Here is a 16,419-nt window from a genome sequence, read left to right as displayed (position 1 = left end):
CATTAAAGAATCTTCAATACTGTTATACTTTTTGTATGATTTTAGTACTCTCTACTCTCTATTCTCTATTCTACAGTCGTAGCAACGGAGTTGCTTGTGGCTGAAATTATTCCCACAGTACTTGCGACAGATATTCAAGAATACAATCGGTTGGTGGATGTATTATCGTTTGCTCCGATTTTGCATATCGATGTTATGGACGGCAAATTTGCAAAACCAAAGTCAATAAATCTTGTTCAAGCGCATTGGCCAGAATCTTCTAAGGTGCATATTCATTTAATGGTCGATAATCCAGCAGAACATATTGAAACCCTCGTAGCCAAACAACCAGACGTAATTATTTTACATGCTGAAAGTAGTAGTTTTTCAGAAAGCTTCACAGAACTACAGAGCATGGACATTGCTGTTCATGTGGCGCTATTACCAGAGACTCGTCCTGATGATGTTCCAGAACTGGCTATAGCCGATGGTTGTTTAATATTTGGCGGTAAACTTGGTAGTTACGGCGGCGAAGCTGATCTTAGTCAACTTGACAAGGTTGAAACACTGCGAGCCATGAACCCAGAGCTGACCCTTGGTTGGGACGGTGGTGCAAATGAGCATAATATAGCTAAATTAGTGTCTCGAAACATTGAGTTTATTAATGTTGGTAGCGCTGTTCAGAAAGCTAAAAATCCACAGTCAGCGTATGCTACACTTGTAGCATTAGCGGAATAAAATTTTGTGACAACAAAACAGCTTGAAAAAAAGGCGAATGCTATTCGTCAAGATATCATAAAAATGCTCGAGGAAGCCGGTAGTGGACACGTGGCGGGCCCATTAGGCATGGCCGATGTTTTTACGGCTCTTTATTTTGAGGTTTTAAACCACAATCCTAAAGACCCTGATTGGGCTGAGCGTGACGCAGTATTTCTGTCTAACGGTCACATTGCACCAGTTTTGTATACGACTTTGGCACACGCAGGTTATTTTCCTAAAAAAGAACTCGCAACACTGCGTAAATTTGGTAGTCGTTTGCAAGGGCACCCAGAACGCACCAAACTACCTGGCATTGAAAACACCAGCGGTCCGCTTGGAAATGGCCTTGGACAGGCTGTTGGCTTCGCCCTTGATCAAAAGCTCCGTGGTGAACACGGCCGGTATGTTTATTGCTTAACAGGTGACGGCGAGCTTAACGAAGGGGTGATTTGGGAAGGCATTATGCTGGCTGCAAAATACCACTTATATAACCTTACGGTAATAGTTGACCGTAACAACATTCAAATCGACGGACTAACCGAAGAAGTTATGCCACTTGAAGATTTAAAAGCCAAGTGGCAGGCGTTTGGTTGGCATGTACTAGAAGTCGATGGCCACAATATTGAAGACATTGTCGCGGCTTGCAATATGGCAAAAGCTATAGTCGAAAAGCCGGTTGTAGTGCTAGCCCATACCATTCCAGGTAAAGGGGTAGACTTTATGCAGTTTGATCATCATTGGCATGGGTATTTTGTTGACTCAGAAAAAGGGCCGAAGGCTCAAAGTGCTGCAAAAGAAGCTTTAAACCAACTACGGAGCATGAACGGTAAAATTGAAGGTGAACATAAATGAGCTACGCAAAACATTTAGACCCAGATATGTTTAAAAAATCCTGTAAGCAAGAGCCGATTCGCAGTGGATTTGGCCGAGGATTAGTCAAAGCTGGCCAACAAGACGAACGGGTTGTAGCGTTATGCGCAGATTTAACTGATTCAACAAAAATGAATGGTTTTCGCGATGCATTTCCTGATCGATTCGTAGAAATTGGTATTGCCGAACAAAACCTTGCCAGCGTTTCGGCTGGTCTGGCTATCGCTGGCAGGATTCCGTTTAGTTCTAGTTATGCAGCCTTTCACCCTGGCAGAAGCTTTGACCAAATTAGAACCAGTATTTGCATGGGTGAGTTGCCTGTACGGATTGTTGGTTCACATGCTGGTGTGTCTGTAGGGCCAGATGGCGCAACGCACCAAATGCTGGAAGACATTGCGCTCATGCGTGTGTTGCCGCATATGGTGGTGGTTTGTCCTGGCGACTCTGTCGAGGCAGAAAAAGCCACACTAGCACTGGCTGAAGACATTGAAAACCCGGCTTACATTCGCTTAGCCCGTGAAGCTACTCCAGTATTTACAACCAATGATTCACCATTTGATTTGCACAGAGCGCACGTACTACGAAAGGGCACAGATATTACCTTGGCAGGTACCGGCACTATGACCTATCAACTACTGGTTGCCGCAGACTTACTAGCTAAAAAAGGCATTGATGCAGAGGTAGTTCACGTACCTGTCGTAAAACCACTGGACGGAGCAACAATTTTAGCCAGTGTGAATAAAACTGGCAAACTGGTAACCGCTGAAGAAGCTCAGATTGCTGCTGGTTTTGGCAGCGCAGTTATTGAATTTTTAAGCGAGCACAATCCAGTGCCAGCAATGAGAATTGGAGTTAGAGACAGCTATGGACAGTCTGGCAAACCACAAGAATTGCTGGAGCACTTTGGTTTAACAGGCAAGCAAATGGCTAAGCAAATCACTGGCTTCCTAAACTAGTCCCGCAGATTCGAAAATTTTCTCCCGTAAAGTAGGAACGCATGCTAATGCAAAAAGACGTTGATTGAAATCGAGTTGCTCAAGTTGATGTTCTGAGACTAACGCTGGGTTATCACGAAGTGCCGCAAGCGCAGTAAATAAGGTGTTGGCATATATCTCGGTCTGATCGCCGCCTTCGCTTGTTAACGTTGCCGTATACGCTGGTTTTTCAGTTCGTGGATCAAGGGCTACTCCAATCGACGACTGGATTTGTCTGCCAGATCTAAAATGAGCCCTGTATCCAGCCTGGCGAGTAGCATTTCGGCCTTTGCGTATTTCACTTATGCCCAGCAGATCGATCGGATCGTCTGGGTATTGGGCTGCAAAGCGAGCAACTTCTTTGTCGGGTTTTATAAAAATAGTTTGCACATTATCACCATATCGTACCGTCAACTGTTGCAGTGTTCTTGTTTTAAGTTCACGACGAATATCTTTATCATAATTCTGAAGCACCCATAGAAGCTGATTAGCTACCTCTTGAATCTTGCTGCCACCTGCTTCGCGTATAAGCCAGTCGATCCGAGTAGAGGGATTTTGGTACTGGCTTGGCGCAACAGGCGCAATATAGGTACCAATTTGCTGATCAACCTCTTCTTGGCTGCTTGTAGTTATGGTTTTTCCGACCCTGCGGAATAAATCTAACAAAGCTAAAGGATTCAAGTGTTGTATGACTTCAGGAAGTGACTTTGCAATGTCGGTTTCTGTATAAACTCGGTGCGTTGTATTTAAGCCCCAGCGGACTTCTGGCTGGCGCAGTGTTTTACTTAGGTCTTTTAGTTCCGGTAATCCGATAGTTCGAAAAAAGCCAAGGTCCGGATCATTCATAAGGGGTTGAAAGTTGGTTTCAGTCGTATCTTGATTAAAAAATAGTCTCGCTGTTTCTTGGTGGAGTATTGAGCCCTCAGCGCTGAGGGCATCTGCTGCGTATTCAACTCCATTGGCTGACTCGTCCGAAACGGACTTAAGTACTCGCTTCGTCTCTTGCGCGCCATACACAACACTGTCATAGGACAAAAGGATCTCGTTTTGATGCTTGGCTTGCAAGGCATCCATAGCTTGCACGATATTAACTGGTGAATATTCCGCCTGTTGCTGTAGCTCACTCATAGTTGTGACTATAAAGTATATAAATTTTATATACCAGCATAAGCGATACACTCTTACGCGCTTTATGTGCTAGCATAAGCGTAAAGAACAAGGAAATACATCATGGCACAATGGGACAGTAAAAAAAGATGCGAACAGGCACGGACTGCATATGCAAAAGCAAAACGAGAAGGCTACGCACTCGGTGCTTTTAATATCGATAATCAAGAAACTTTAATTGCGGCCTGTAAGGCATTGGCTGCCAAAAATGCACCTGGCATGGTAGAAGTGAGCGCTGGTGAAGTTAAAGCCATGGGCCTTAAGAATATTCGCGACATGGTAGACAATTACCGCGAACAGTACGGAGTAGAGTTATATATTAATCTTGACCACTCGCCAGAAGTAGAAGCTGCAAAAGCCGCAATAGATGAAGGATATGAGTTTATTCATATCGATATATCACAGGCCAATAAAGATGCTAGTGAAGAAGAAATTATTGCTAAAACTAAAGAGGTCGTTGACTACGCAGCCACCGTAAGTGGCGCAATTGTTGAAAGTGAACCGCACTATTTTGGCGGCAGCAGCAACGTGCACGACGAAGACATTGACTATGAAGAAATCAGAAAGACATTCAGCACACCCCAAGGCACAAAAGAGTTTATAGAAGCAACAGGCATTGACACCTTTGCAGTAGCCATTGGAAACTTGCACGGTAAGTACCCAGTACCTAAAAAACTGGACATTGAACTTTTAAAACAAATTAAAGCCGCAATACCAGAAGATGCTTTTTTAAGTTTACATGGCGGTTCGGGTACACCTGGTCACTATTACCAAGCTGCTGTAAGCAACGGTATCAGCAAAGTTAATATAAATTCTGATATGCGTTATGCGTTTAGAACTACGTTAGAACAACAATTAAAAGACAACCCAGATCAGTATGCGGTTGTAAAGTTAATGGGCCCCGTTATTGAAGCGGTCCAAAAAGTTGTAGAAGAAAAAATAGAATTGTTTGGCACAACTAATAAAGCAGGTTAGTTGCTATAAATCACAATTGTAAAGTCAATTTTTAAGCTTACAACTGGTATCTACTGAGTGTTATAGGCGGCGGTTTTTGTGGTCTTAGGGGAGTGGATATCTTGATTGAATAGCAAATGCCATTCAAAACCTCTCGCTGCCAAAAAACCGCGGCCTCTTCCCCAAATTTCCTTGATCTTTGCATCCCAGCGGGGAGTCAGCAGCGCGCGAGGGCCCCCTCTCGGCGGTAGCTGACTCCCCGTGGGAAGTTTGGTCGTCCTCCAGGACAGTACGAGTGCGGCACGATGTGCGACGACATCAACGTATGCCCTGGAGGACGATCGTCTGGGCCAACCCGGGTAGAGGGGGTGGGTGGCCGAGCTGGTCCAGACGTTTAGCTGAACTCAGCACAGAAGAAGCATGGGGGGGAGATGCTAAATCTGTTCGCTGAGTCCAGCCGGGTGACGCCAAATCGTGCGGTTACGCATGATTCAGTCAAAAACAGCGCGTGCTGAGAGTGCAGCACGTGAGGGGTTGCTGTTTTCTGGCAGAATGCCAATCACCAAATTTAAGCTGCGGGATGAGACGGTCTCATCGTCCTGTGTTGACCCGAAATCCTAGCGTCAAACAGGTAGAATGCACAACCTCTGACCATCTTGATCATTTGTGGTTGGTATCTATTCCGCAGCAAAGGTGAACTACAACTCTGCGTGCCAAGAGTCGGAGCCATCAAACTAATGACGTCTCATTCTGCGGCAACAGAATAGTTCACCAGGTTAAGAAGATAATCTAGATGCAACCGACGACTCGTCAGCTCTACCTAGACCATCTTCTATGTATTGTTAAAGACCAAAGTAAAGATATTATTGTTAATTATTTAAAATTATGCAAGCATAAGAGTAATAAAAAACAGGGTGGATTGATAAAATGAAACAATTTGATGTTGTAAGTGTAGGTGCTGCAGTACAGGACGTGTTTTTATCAGGCAAGGTCTTAGCTCCACAAAAAGAAGGCAATAACTGGGTAGCTGAATTTCCTCTCGGCTCTAAACTAGATGTGGACGGGATTACATTTTCAACAGGAGGCGGAGCCACGAATGCGGCCGTAACCTTTGCGCGAAATGGCTTAAGCAGCTGTTTTATGGGGAAAATTGCGAGCGACCCAGCAGGCGCGGCAGTTAAAACAGGACTAGTTTCTGAAGGTGTTGATATTTCTCATTTAACCTACTCTAGAAAATATTCAACTGGTTATTCGGTTTTATTACTTGCGCCAAACGGCGAGCGAACAATTTTAACGTACCGCGGCGCTTCAACGCACTACCGAAAAGAAAACTTTAGACCGTCTGATTTAAATGCAAAATGGCTCTATATTAGTAGTTTAGCTGGCAATATGGAGGTCTTGGAATACTTGGTTAATACAGCACATAAAAAAGGAATTAAGATAGCGATTAACCCAGGTAAGGGTGAATTAAAGCATGTCGGTATCTTAAAAAAATTGCTACCTAAGCTTGATCTTATCAGTCTGAATAAAGAAGAATGGCAGATGCTAGTAAAAAGCGATAAACCAAGGGTTATATTGCGGTCCATCGCTGGCTACGTTAAGTACGTTATTTTAACTGACGGCCCTAATGGTTCGTATGCAACCGACGGCAAGAAATTTGTAAAAGCTGGCATGTACGAAGATGTAAAAGCTGTTGATAGAACAGGGGCAGGGGACGCTTTTTGCAGCGGCATGACGGCAGCTTTGATCAAAGGCCATTCAATAGAAGAAGCTATTACCCGCGGTTCAGCTAACTCAACATCTGTGATTCAGCATATTGGAGCTAAAAAAGGAATTCTTACAGATTCTGCGAATATCCACGACATGCCATTGGACGTATCAGCCCTTTAAGCATAAGCAAAAAAATGTTATTGTTTTGTTAGTAAAAGAGAAACAAACATGGCACGAAAATTATCACGACTTTTAGATGCGGAAGAACCACTATTTAGTCATGCTTTAAAGCAACTTGAGAAAACCAGTGGTGAAAAATCAGTTGATGTGCGGTTGATTGCCGAGATCGACGAGAAGGTGCGGATTGCCCTACGGACCTTAGGGCTTGACCCTGACGACACCACAGGACCGGAGCTTTACGCTGCTTTAATGAACCGCGTCGAGCAAGATAATGAACGTGTTACTAAAATCATTGGTGCCAAAGATCACAGCGATATTCGCGGAGTGGTAGATGCTGCAGTTAAAACCGCTGAAGAAACAGACACCCTTAAAACCTGCTGGGCGCTCAAACGATCGGTCGCCAAAGATATGTTACGAGAAATGCCACCGAAAAAAATGATGGAGCATTTAAATTACCGCAGTATTGACAGCATGTTTAAGCAAGAAAATTTCGACGAAATTTATAGCGCTCTTCGTTTTAGCGAAGGCGGTGATTGGCTTAATGATTACAACGAGCTATTTAAAAAGATTACCCCAAGTGATTTTGAAGAACGCGAAATTAATATTGTGATTATGGACCACGACAAGTGGGCAGGCATGGCAGAAAAGTTCACTAAGAAAAAATTGCATAATGTAACGCACACCAAAGAGCTTGGCACAATTATTGTAGTACCAATGAAACAAGAAAAAATGCGCGGCATAACTCTAAAAACTCTGCCGTTGCTCTACCACTACATTAACGAGATTCGTCTGTATTCAAGCTTTTTCAAATTAAGCCAGGTTAAACCTAATTTTGGCGAAGAAATTGTAGACACACTTATTGCCGACCCAAGTAATGCGGCAATAATGGCAGGCCAAAATATTCACTGGCGAGTAATTCAGCGCTATTTTGGTAAATTAAAAGACGAAAGTCACCCAGAAGCGTTTCAGCCACATCTTCACCCTGAGGACTTGCACTGGCGCAAAGCCGAAGAACTTTTATACAGCTTGGACCCAGAAATGGAATTTTGGCACGATATGGACTATGTGGCACGGTTTGAGGACGACAATAAACCAAATTCGTTCAATCTTACAGATGTTTCTTTTGGTTACTCAAATGGAATAGGCTATGGCGACCGTTATGTCTACCATATGCGCGAATCGCTTTGGAATGAAATATTCTCTCGCTACATGGGGGAAGATGTTCTAAAAAATCAGGTGCTCGTTCAACTCGACAATGACATGGTTGCACCAGAAACCTTAAAGCCCGACCATAGCCATGATGGAATACACGGGTAATGACTAAGAATACATATCAAATCTGTGTTTCGGGTGCTGCTGGTGGGAAAACTGTCGAGACAGGGCACACAATAGCCTTTGACGCTGGGGTTGCAATCGCTAAAGCTGGCCACCAAATTATGACCGGCGCTACCGTAGGATTGCCTGATAGAGCAGCACAAGGAGCTAAAAGTGTCGGCGGAATTAGCGTTGGGATTAGCCCAGCCGCCACGAAACTAGCCCACACCAAAAAATACCGGCTACCGACCGAAAGCTACGATGTCATTCTGTTCACCGGACTCCACTATATTGGTCGTGACGTATTACTTATTTCATCAAGTGACGCCGTAATATTTATCGGTGGACGGTTAGGGACGCTGCATGAATTTACAATAGCCATGGAACAACATAAACCATGTGGCGTGTTACTTGGTGCGGGCGGTACAACCGAGGAATTTGATGATGTTATGCGTGCGGCTGGCATGCGAGATTTTGCCGCTCACCGAGTTGTCTTTGATACCGACCCAGTCAGGTTGGTGAGGTCTGTAGAAGAGATGCTTAGAAAGCCCTAGTACGAACTCACCCTAACTGGAGACAGGGCTATGCTCAAGTGCCTTTAAAAAAGAACTGGTGCTTCTTGCGTTAAGTATTCGGTGTTGTTTTTTGCCATAGAATGTGTCAGAGTCTTGTTCTCGTTTTTCATAGTAAAACCTAAGAGCAGCACTCAATAAGAATTCAATAGGGGCTTCTGGGGCGGCTTGACCAGCGCGCCTAAGTTCAGCCCGACTGACGCGGAGTGAGTGTCTGGTTTGCTCTACTGCAGTTTGAGCAAGAGTCCCACTATATATTGCCGCTCCGAGCTCTCCAGCTGCGGAGCGCAGATAGAGAGTCCCTTCACTAATTTCGGCTAGGGCATGGCTGGCTGCTTCTGTAACTGCTTCTAGTTCATCGCTGCCGATAGGGTGTTCAAACATATGCTGTGGATTCCATTAATTTCAAAATTATATAATAAAGTATTGAAAAAACCAAAACACAGCGTAAATGGTAGACTAGTACAATGAATTTAGTATTAAAAACCGACTATAAACCAACTGGCGACCAACCCGAGGCTATATATGATTTGGTTTCGCGAATAGAAAAAGGCGATAAAGAGCAGACGCTCCTTGGTGTAACCGGTTCTGGTAAGACATTTACTATGGCAAATGTTATTGAACAAACACAAAAACCAACCTTAGTTTTAGCGCACAATAAAACCTTGGCTGCTCAGCTCTACGGTGAGTTTAAACGATTCTTTCCTAATAACGCCGTCCATTATTTTGTTAGTTACTTCGACTACTACCAACCCGAAGCTTATTTGCCTGGTAGAGACGTTTATATTGAAAAAGACAGCCAAATCAATGAAGAAATTGATCGGTTACGGCATGCTGCCACCTCTAGTCTATTAAGCCGCCGAGATGTGATTATTGTTGCTAGTGTCAGCTGTATTTATGGTATTGGTTCGGTCGAAAGTTATGGCGACATGTCTATTAAGCTTACGGTTGGTGAACAAAGAAAGCGCGATAAATTTTTACGGCAACTCACCGATATTCAATACACTCGTAACGACATAGATTTTGCGCGAGGTACATTCAGAGTGCGCGGTGATGTTATTGATGTGTACCCAGCCAGCGAAGAGTCGGCTTACAGGCTAGAATTTTTTGGTGACGAAATGGAAGCGATCACCAAGATAAATCCACTAACTGGCGAAGTAGAGGCAAAACTTGAAAGCTATACGGTGTATCCCAGTAGCCACTATGTGACACCGCACGATAAAATAAAATTGGCAATCGAAGACATTAAGGTCGAACTTTATGAACGTCTAGAGCATTTTAAAAAGAACAATAAACTGCTTGAAGCCCAGCGGCTTGAGCAGCGCACAAATTTTGATATTGAGATGTTAGAAGAAACAGGCTTCGTCAAAGGCATTGAGAACTACTCACGTTTTTTGACAAGTCGTGAACCCGGCGAGCAGCCAGCAACATTATTGGATTATTTCCCAGACGACTACTTGCTAATGATTGATGAATCACACATGACGATACCTCAGGTACGCGGCATGTATAACGGCGATCGGGCTCGTAAGGAAGTATTAGTTGAACATGGCTTTAGGCTGCCAAGCGCGCTCGACAACCGACCTTTAACATTTACCGAATTTGAACGACACATAAATCAAGCGATTTATGTTTCTGCTACTCCGAGCGATTACGAACTAAGTCGCAGCACGCACGTCGCCCAGCAGGTTATTCGCCCGACTGGTCTTATTGACCCAGAGATTGAAATACGTAAAACCGAAGGGCAGATTGATGATCTAATCGCCGAAGCGCGAGAGACAATTGAAAAAGGCCATCGTTTGCTGGTTACGACCCTCACCAAGCGTATGGCAGAGGATTTAACAGAATATTTAGAGGAGTCTGATTTTAAAGTGGCCTACTTGCACAGCGAAGTCGATACTTTAGAACGCAGTGATATATTACGAGATCTGCGCATGGGTACCTACGACATTGTAGTAGGAATAAACCTGCTGCGAGAAGGCTTGGACTTACCAGAGGTATCGTTAGTCTGTATTTTAGATGCTGATAAAGAAGGGTTCTTGCGAAGTGAAAGCGCGTTGGTCCAGACAATTGGCCGCGCGGCTCGCCACGTTGAGGGTCGAGTTATTATGTATGCCGACAACATTACACGGTCGATGAAAGCTGCAATCGACGAAACTGATCGACGACGTAAAATTCAAAAAAGCTACAATAAAAAACATGGAATAACACCAGAAGGAATCCAAAAAAATATCGACAAGGGTATGCGTGCCGATATCCCTGATAGCGATAAAAAGAAGCTTGATCCTAGAAAAATACCAAAGGGTGAGATACCTCATCTTATTCGTGACTTAACAAACCAAATGGACTTAGCTGCTAAAAACTTAGAATTCGAAAAAGCCGCTGAACTACGAGATTTAATTAGCGGTCTTGAGAAGCACTAAAACACAACCACAATAGTGGTATAATACTATTAACTAAAGGAGTAGGTAGATGGCTGAGGCTGAAAAAACCACGCAAACTAACACACAGGAAGCGCCGGTTGTCGTAGCGACAATGGACGCTAAAAAACTAAAAGGAGTCGACGCTAAAGGTACGGTTGTTCCGATGCCAGTGGCACGAGTGTATTCAAGCAGAGGCTTAGAATATTTGTTTATGGTATTGTCGCTGGTTGGCCTTACGCTGGGAGCGGTGTTGCTCGGAAATGACATCATCGCGTATTTATTTGACTCTAATTCTGTTATTGGAGGCTTGAGTGAATGGGCTGGACTCGAGGCGCTAACAATTGTTAGCGGGCTGTTCTTCTTTTATTTGTGGACCCGTTTGCGTGCAGCTGAAGAAATTTCGCCGTCACTTATAGCTGACGCATCTAGAAAACGAGCCTTGCAACGAGGCTTGATTGTTGGGTTTATATCATTGTTATTTGCAAGTTTTGCAGTGGTTTACATATTGCTGAGCATTGCCAGTGACGGTCAGGATTTTAAGGCAGAAAACTGGCAAGATATCGTTACATCAATCTACACGCTTGGTGTTATTGGCGCGAGCTTTAACTTCTTGTTCAATCAAGAAAGAAAGGGCGAATAATGACGGCAAAGAACTTTGCACAACTTGCCGCCGGGGCGGTTGTCTTACTCCTTATAGTCCACACCTTTACCGCACAGGCAGTTCGCCGTGAGTCTGCTGAAGACAAGCGAACGTCTGCAGCAGTGACAACCCTATCCAACGCGGTAGAGTCGGTATATGCAAGTGACTACGAACTCCCACAAACTGCGGACGAAATAGTGCTTGATGGCACCGATGAAAAGGCTGTTGAGGAGGCTAAGCTAGAGTACCAACGAATAAGCAGCTCGGCTTATCAGATCTGTGCCTTGTTTAACCGGCCTAGTCCAGAAGCCGACTTTGGCAATATCTTTAACCCACTAGCCGTACCAGATTTTAGCGATTATGAGTTCGCAACTAATTACTCTGTCGACCCTTATGAGCATGAAGCTGGCCGTGTATGTTTTGAATACCAAGCCTTTGGGGGTTCAAGCTATTACGACTACGGCGACAGCTACGATGATTTTAACTTTGAATATGACTTTGAAACGCCAAGCGCTGGCGATGATTACGGTGAGTTAGAAGATTTATTTAGTGACCCAGCTGTTTTAGAAGAACTTAATTCTCAGCTGCAGTAAGTTCATCTAGCACATACGATCAGCAATTTGTATACTAGTTAGTAAGCACCCCTAAACACTAGTCCGTATAATTTTTTGTATGGTTGGGTTTTTCATGAGGCAATTAAAGGAAAGAGCTTGAATTAAGCATGAGTCAGATATCAAACGACGATGTACGCTACGTAGCAGCTTTAAGTAAGCTAGACTTAACGGACGAAGAAGTCGAAACCTACAAAACGGAACTTTCAACTATTTTAGGCTATGTCGATAAATTGCAAGAAATCGATACCGACGGCGTTGAGCCAACAGCTCAAGTAACGGGGCTGGTAAATGTGTTCAGACCAGATGAGGTTGCGCTTGAACAAACTGCGCAATCCGAACTGCTTAAGAATGTTCCCGCAAAAGACGCAGATGGTCATATTCAGGTGCGGAGAGTTTTATAATTATGGATCAGTGGAAATCTATACAGGACTTACGCGACGATGTTGTTTCTAAAAAACAAACAGCCACCCAGCTGGTTGAACGCGCACTAGAGTATGCCCATAAAGACAGCACCGACAGTTTACTAGAAATACTGGACGACTACGCACGTGAACGGGCAAAAGACATAGACCAGCAGGTAGAGAAGGGAACTTTTAGCGGTAAATTAGCCGGTGTACCCTTTGTTGCTAAGGATAACTTTTTAACATTTGCTGGCAAAACACGTGCCGCTAGTAATATTTTGGCTAACTTTGAAGCGCCGTATCAATCCACGGCAATCAGCAAGCTTGAAGCTGAAGGTGCGATTCTTATTGCCAAGGCAAATATGGATGCCTTTGCTCACGGGTCATCTACTGAAAATAGCGATTTTAAAATAACTAAAAACCCCCACGATGAAAGTCGAGTTCCGGGTGGATCGTCAGGAGGCCCTGCAGCTTCTGTTGCAGCTGGTATTGTGCCGTTTGCGCTTGGTACCGACACTGGTGGTTCAATCCGTCAGCCAGCTAGCTATAGTGGTGTTTTTGGGCACAAGCCAACCTATGGCTTGGTGTCTCGCTACGGTGTTATTGCCATGGCTAGTTCTACTGACACTATTGGACCACTAACGAATAGCGTCGAAGACGGCGCACTGGTATTGGATATTATTGCCGGAAAAGACAGCAGTGACAGTACCACAATTGATCGTTCAGCTAAATCGTATACTCAATTTGAAACAAAACCACTAAAAGTTGGTGTTATAAAACAGCATTTAGCCGAAGGCGTTGACGAGGCTGTTAAGCAGTCTGTACAAGAAGCAGTCGATGCCCTAAAAGTCGTCGGTGCAGAAATTACCGAGGTTGACCTGCCGATCAATGACGCAGTGTTGGCCTGTTACTACACTATTGTACCGGCAGAAATTAGTTCCAATTTGTCGCGATATGATGGCATTCGCTTTGGCCATTCTAATCAGCAAGCAAGCGACCTTGATGCCGTATATCGTTCGTCGCGGAGTGTTGGTTTTGGCAAGGAAGCTAAACGCAGAATAATGATCGGCAATTATGTGTTGTCGAGCGGCTATTACGATGCCTATTACAAGAAAGCTCAGCAAGTTAGGACCTTGATTATTGAGCAATACAATACGGCGTTTAAAGATGTCGACGTACTTGTTGGCCCAGTCGCACCGGCTCCGGCCTTTAAAATTGGCGAAAATGAAGATCCTTTAGCAATGTATTTAGTAGATATTATGACCGTAGGCCCAAGTTTGGCTGGTTTGCCAGCGGCATCGGTGCCAATTAAAGCAGTCAACGGCCTGCCGGTTGGTCTTCATGTGATTGGCGCTCAGCGCAACGACGCAGTTGTGCTGAGTGTGGCGAAGCAGGTTGAACAGGGAGTTTCTGAATGATAATTACCGACGACATCCGCAAAAAGTACGTGCCGACTATTGGAATCGAATGCCATGTACAGCTAAAAACCAAAACCAAATTGTTTGCGCCAGTTAGTAACGAAGCGCGAGAAGCAGAACCCAACACCTTAGTAAGTCCACTGTGCTTTGGTTTACCAGGCACATTACCAGTACTTAATGAATTTGCAGTAGAGCTCGCTATTAAAGCTGGTCTGGCCATGAACGGTGAAATAGCCAGTTTTATGAAGTTTGATCGAAAACAATATTTTTATCCTGACCTACCCAAAGGCTACCAAATAACCCAGTTTGATAAACCAATTATTACCTCTGGTTGGTTGGATGTGCCGCAGTTGGATGGTAGCCAAAAACGGGTAGAGATAGAGCGTGCCCATATGGAGGAAGACGCTGGTAAGTCTACTCACCCCGAGGGAAGCGACTTTTCGTTAGTTGATTTGAACCGAGCCGGGACACCGTTACTCGAAATAGTTAGCAAGCCAGACATGCATTCAGCGGCGGAAGCCCGTGCCTATGCACACGAATTATTCCTTGCAATGAAATACGCTGATGTTAGTGAAGCGGATTTGTACCACGGTAATATGCGCTTTGACGTGAATGTGAGTATTGCTCCAGTTGGCTCAACCGAGCTCGGCACGCGTAGCGAAACTAAAAACCTCAACTCATTTAAAAGCATTGAGCGAGCAACGTTATATGAAATTGATCGACAAATCGAACTATTAGAAAAAGGTAAGCAAGTTGTTCAAGAAACACGTGGCTGGAACGACGCAAAACAAATAACCACCAGTCAACGAAGTAAGGAAAATGCTCACGACTATCGATATTTCCCCGAACCAGACCTTCCGCCAGTTGAGATTACTGGCGACCAAGTGCAGGCAGTTAAGAAAACATTGCCGCAGCTACCAGTCGATATTCGCACTAAGCTGCAAAAGCTTGGCATTGACAGCCAACAAATTGCGATTCTGCTTGAGGAAAAGCGTTTTGTAGACATAGTGCTGGCTGTCGATAAAAAGCACATTAAAAAGGCCGTGAACTGGATAACCAGCGACGTTCAGGCCGTGGTTAATGACGGTGAATTCGATTGGGCTACCTTTACTCTTACCTCTGACGACCTCAACCAGCTTGCGATAATGGTCGCCGATGGCAAATTAAGCTCAACTGGCGCTAAAGAAGTGTTACTGGAATTAATTACATCGACTACGCCCGCAGAGGCAATTGCAACCGACAAAAAACTCATTCAAGAATCTGACGAAGGGGCAATTGAAGCTATTGTAGATTCTGTTATTGCAGCCAATTCCAGTGCTGCCGAGGACGTCAAGAACGGTGAAATGAAAGCTATCGGCTTCTTAGTAGGCCAAGTAATGAAACAGTCCAAAGGGAAAGCCAATCCACAAATCGTAAACAAGTTATTAAAAGAAAAACTACAGTCTTAACTTTAGCTATACAGTGGTTCGTAGTATGATAAGGCTATGTCAGCAGAAGAAATTTTATTAATCATACTGAGTGTCGTCTTACTTGTATTGTTGGTGATGATGATCACAGTGACTATAGTTGTATTTAAAATTATCAAAAGAATCCAACATGTAGCTGAAAGTGCGGAAGAAACAGTCAGCAATCTAAGTCGTGCCAGCAAAATTATGAAAAATGCTGCTACGCCGAGCGCTATTACTACAATTCTAAGTTCGTTTTATAACAATTTTATTAAAAAGAGTACTAAGTCTAAGAAGAAAGGCAGTAAATAACTATGAGCAAAGAAACTAAAAAAGCAGGATTATTTGGAGCGATTTTTGGAGCAATAGCTGGTGTGGTAGCCGGTGTATTTGCCCTCGCACCGAAGAGTGCAAAAGAAAATCGTGATGACGTTAAGAAAAAAGCCGAAGAACTAAAGAAAGACGTTCAGACTAATTTAGAGAACATAGAAAAAGACCTAACAGCCCAATTCGAAAAGGTTGAAGCAGAATATAAAAAAGCTCGCGGCAAGTCACGCGAAGAATGGACCGAGTGGAAGAAAAAAGCCGAAGACATGATTGCCACCGTAGAAAAAACCATTAAAGGTGATGATGAAAAAGAAGCCGACAGTTTAGCTGACAAAGCAAAGAGCTTTATGAAAGAAGTTGAAGAGAAACTTTCAGAAAAGAAAAAATAGGTGAGCACGCAAAAACAAAAACCAGAGATTAAAACCAGTGATTACGAGCGTATTGGACGCTCAATGGAGTCTGTGGTACTACACGGCTATGCTAACCGCCGTCGTTTGTTTACCACAAATTTCTTGCGAGGATTATTTTTTGGCATGGGCAGTGCGCTAGGAGCGACTATCCTATTAGCACTACTCATTTTTATTTTGAGTTTGTTTAGTGAAGTACCCCTGATTGGGAGGTTCTTTGAGAACATTCAAACTACGGTAGAAGACGCACAGACAGTTCGTTAAT

Annotated in this window: 18 protein-coding genes; 16 read left to right on the top strand and 2 right to left on the bottom strand. The window is 44.0% G+C overall.

What is annotated here, in order from left to right:
• Positions 1 to 60 precede the first annotated feature (60 nt).
• The 3 genes from EYO12_01845 to EYO12_01835 are packed head-to-tail and all read left to right on the top strand — an operon-like array spanning position 61 to position 2,564.
• Positions 61 to 717 carry a hypothetical protein gene (locus tag EYO12_01845; GenBank protein HIA91842.1) on the top strand — a complete coding sequence of 219 codons (657 nt, stop codon included), beginning with the start codon at positions 61 to 63 and terminating at the stop codon, positions 715 to 717.
• Positions 718 to 723: 6 nt separating this feature from the next.
• On the top strand, positions 724 to 1,590 hold the full coding sequence (locus EYO12_01840) for a transketolase (GenBank protein HIA91841.1): 867 nt from the start codon (positions 724 to 726) through the stop codon (positions 1,588 to 1,590).
• Positions 1,587 to 2,564, top strand: coding sequence for a transketolase family protein (locus tag EYO12_01835; GenBank protein ID HIA91840.1), 978 nt, complete (start codon positions 1,587 to 1,589; stop codon positions 2,562 to 2,564). Before EYO12_01840 ends, EYO12_01835 begins: the two co-directional genes overlap by 4 nt.
• Here the strand turns inward: EYO12_01835 and EYO12_01830 are convergent.
• A complete protein-coding gene (locus EYO12_01830) occupies positions 2,556 to 3,710 on the bottom strand; it encodes a hypothetical protein (protein HIA91839.1) in 1,155 nt (384 codons plus the stop codon). The genes EYO12_01835 and EYO12_01830 overlap by 9 nt on opposite strands.
• A 102-nt stretch (positions 3,711 to 3,812) precedes the next feature.
• Here EYO12_01830 and EYO12_01825 point away from each other — a divergent pair, with 102 nt between their 5' ends.
• The 4 genes from EYO12_01825 to EYO12_01810 all read left to right on the top strand — a co-directional run bounded on the left by EYO12_01825 (position 3,813) and on the right by EYO12_01810 (position 8,461).
• Complete coding sequence (locus EYO12_01825) at positions 3,813 to 4,724, top strand: class II fructose-bisphosphate aldolase (GenBank protein ID HIA91838.1); 912 nt, start codon at positions 3,813 to 3,815, stop codon at positions 4,722 to 4,724.
• 906 nt (positions 4,725 to 5,630) lie between these two features.
• The gene (locus EYO12_01820) at positions 5,631 to 6,593 is read left to right on the top strand and encodes a carbohydrate kinase family protein (protein ID HIA91837.1); all 963 of its coding nucleotides are present in this window, start codon (positions 5,631 to 5,633) and stop codon (positions 6,591 to 6,593) included.
• Positions 6,594 to 6,641: 48 nt separating this feature from the next.
• Positions 6,642 to 7,910, top strand: a complete 1,269-nt coding sequence (locus EYO12_01815) for a hypothetical protein (protein HIA91836.1) — start codon at positions 6,642 to 6,644, stop codon at positions 7,908 to 7,910.
• On the top strand, positions 7,910 to 8,461 hold the full coding sequence (locus EYO12_01810; GenBank protein ID HIA91835.1) for a hypothetical protein: 552 nt from the start codon (positions 7,910 to 7,912) through the stop codon (positions 8,459 to 8,461). Before EYO12_01815 ends, EYO12_01810 begins: the two co-directional genes overlap by 1 nt.
• A 12-nt stretch (positions 8,462 to 8,473) precedes the next feature.
• Here the strand turns inward: EYO12_01810 and EYO12_01805 are convergent, their stop codons facing one another.
• Positions 8,474 to 8,863 (bottom strand): hypothetical protein, encoded by a 390-nt coding sequence (locus tag EYO12_01805; protein ID HIA91834.1) that lies wholly within the window; start codon positions 8,861 to 8,863, stop codon positions 8,474 to 8,476.
• An 83-nt stretch (positions 8,864 to 8,946) separates the two neighbouring features.
• Here EYO12_01805 and uvrB point away from each other — a divergent pair, with 83 nt between their 5' ends.
• The 9 genes from uvrB (at position 8,947) to EYO12_01760 (ending at position 16,418) form a co-directional block, all read left to right on the top strand.
• Entirely contained in the window at positions 8,947 to 10,902 is a 1,956-nt protein-coding gene (gene uvrB / locus EYO12_01800; protein ID HIA91833.1) for an excinuclease ABC subunit UvrB, read from the top strand.
• 49 nt (positions 10,903 to 10,951) lie between these two features.
• Positions 10,952 to 11,542 (top strand): hypothetical protein, encoded by a 591-nt coding sequence (locus EYO12_01795; protein ID HIA91832.1) that lies wholly within the window; start codon positions 10,952 to 10,954, stop codon positions 11,540 to 11,542.
• Complete coding sequence (locus tag EYO12_01790) at positions 11,542 to 12,135, top strand: hypothetical protein (protein HIA91831.1); 594 nt, start codon at positions 11,542 to 11,544, stop codon at positions 12,133 to 12,135. The genes EYO12_01795 and EYO12_01790 overlap by 1 nt, the downstream gene beginning before the upstream one ends.
• A 128-nt stretch (positions 12,136 to 12,263) precedes the next feature.
• Entirely contained in the window at positions 12,264 to 12,557 is a 294-nt protein-coding gene (gatC, locus tag EYO12_01785; GenBank protein HIA91830.1) for an Asp-tRNA(Asn)/Glu-tRNA(Gln) amidotransferase subunit GatC, read from the top strand.
• A 2-nt stretch (positions 12,558 to 12,559) separates the two neighbouring features.
• The gene (gatA, locus tag EYO12_01780; protein ID HIA91829.1) at positions 12,560 to 13,975 is read left to right on the top strand and encodes an Asp-tRNA(Asn)/Glu-tRNA(Gln) amidotransferase subunit GatA; all 1,416 of its coding nucleotides are present in this window, start codon (positions 12,560 to 12,562) and stop codon (positions 13,973 to 13,975) included.
• Entirely contained in the window at positions 13,972 to 15,423 is a 1,452-nt protein-coding gene (gene gatB, locus EYO12_01775) for an Asp-tRNA(Asn)/Glu-tRNA(Gln) amidotransferase subunit GatB (protein ID HIA91828.1), read from the top strand. The genes gatA and gatB overlap by 4 nt, the downstream gene beginning before the upstream one ends.
• A gap of 36 nt (positions 15,424 to 15,459) precedes the next feature.
• Positions 15,460 to 15,732, top strand: coding sequence for a hypothetical protein (locus tag EYO12_01770; protein ID HIA91827.1), 273 nt, complete (start codon positions 15,460 to 15,462; stop codon positions 15,730 to 15,732).
• A gap of 2 nt (positions 15,733 to 15,734) precedes the next feature.
• The gene (locus tag EYO12_01765; GenBank protein ID HIA91826.1) at positions 15,735 to 16,136 is read left to right on the top strand and encodes a YtxH domain-containing protein; all 402 of its coding nucleotides are present in this window, start codon (positions 15,735 to 15,737) and stop codon (positions 16,134 to 16,136) included.
• Entirely contained in the window at positions 16,137 to 16,418 is a 282-nt protein-coding gene (locus EYO12_01760; protein HIA91825.1) for a hypothetical protein, read from the top strand.
• The last annotated feature ends 1 nt before the right edge of the window (position 16,419 follow it).

This window comes from Candidatus Saccharibacteria bacterium, from assembly GCA_012965045.1.
GTDB lineage: Bacteria > Patescibacteriota > Saccharimonadia > Saccharimonadales > DTSZ01 > DTSZ01.
Note: the sequence above shows the minus strand (reverse complement) of the source record. Positions and strands in the feature narration are given on the sequence as shown.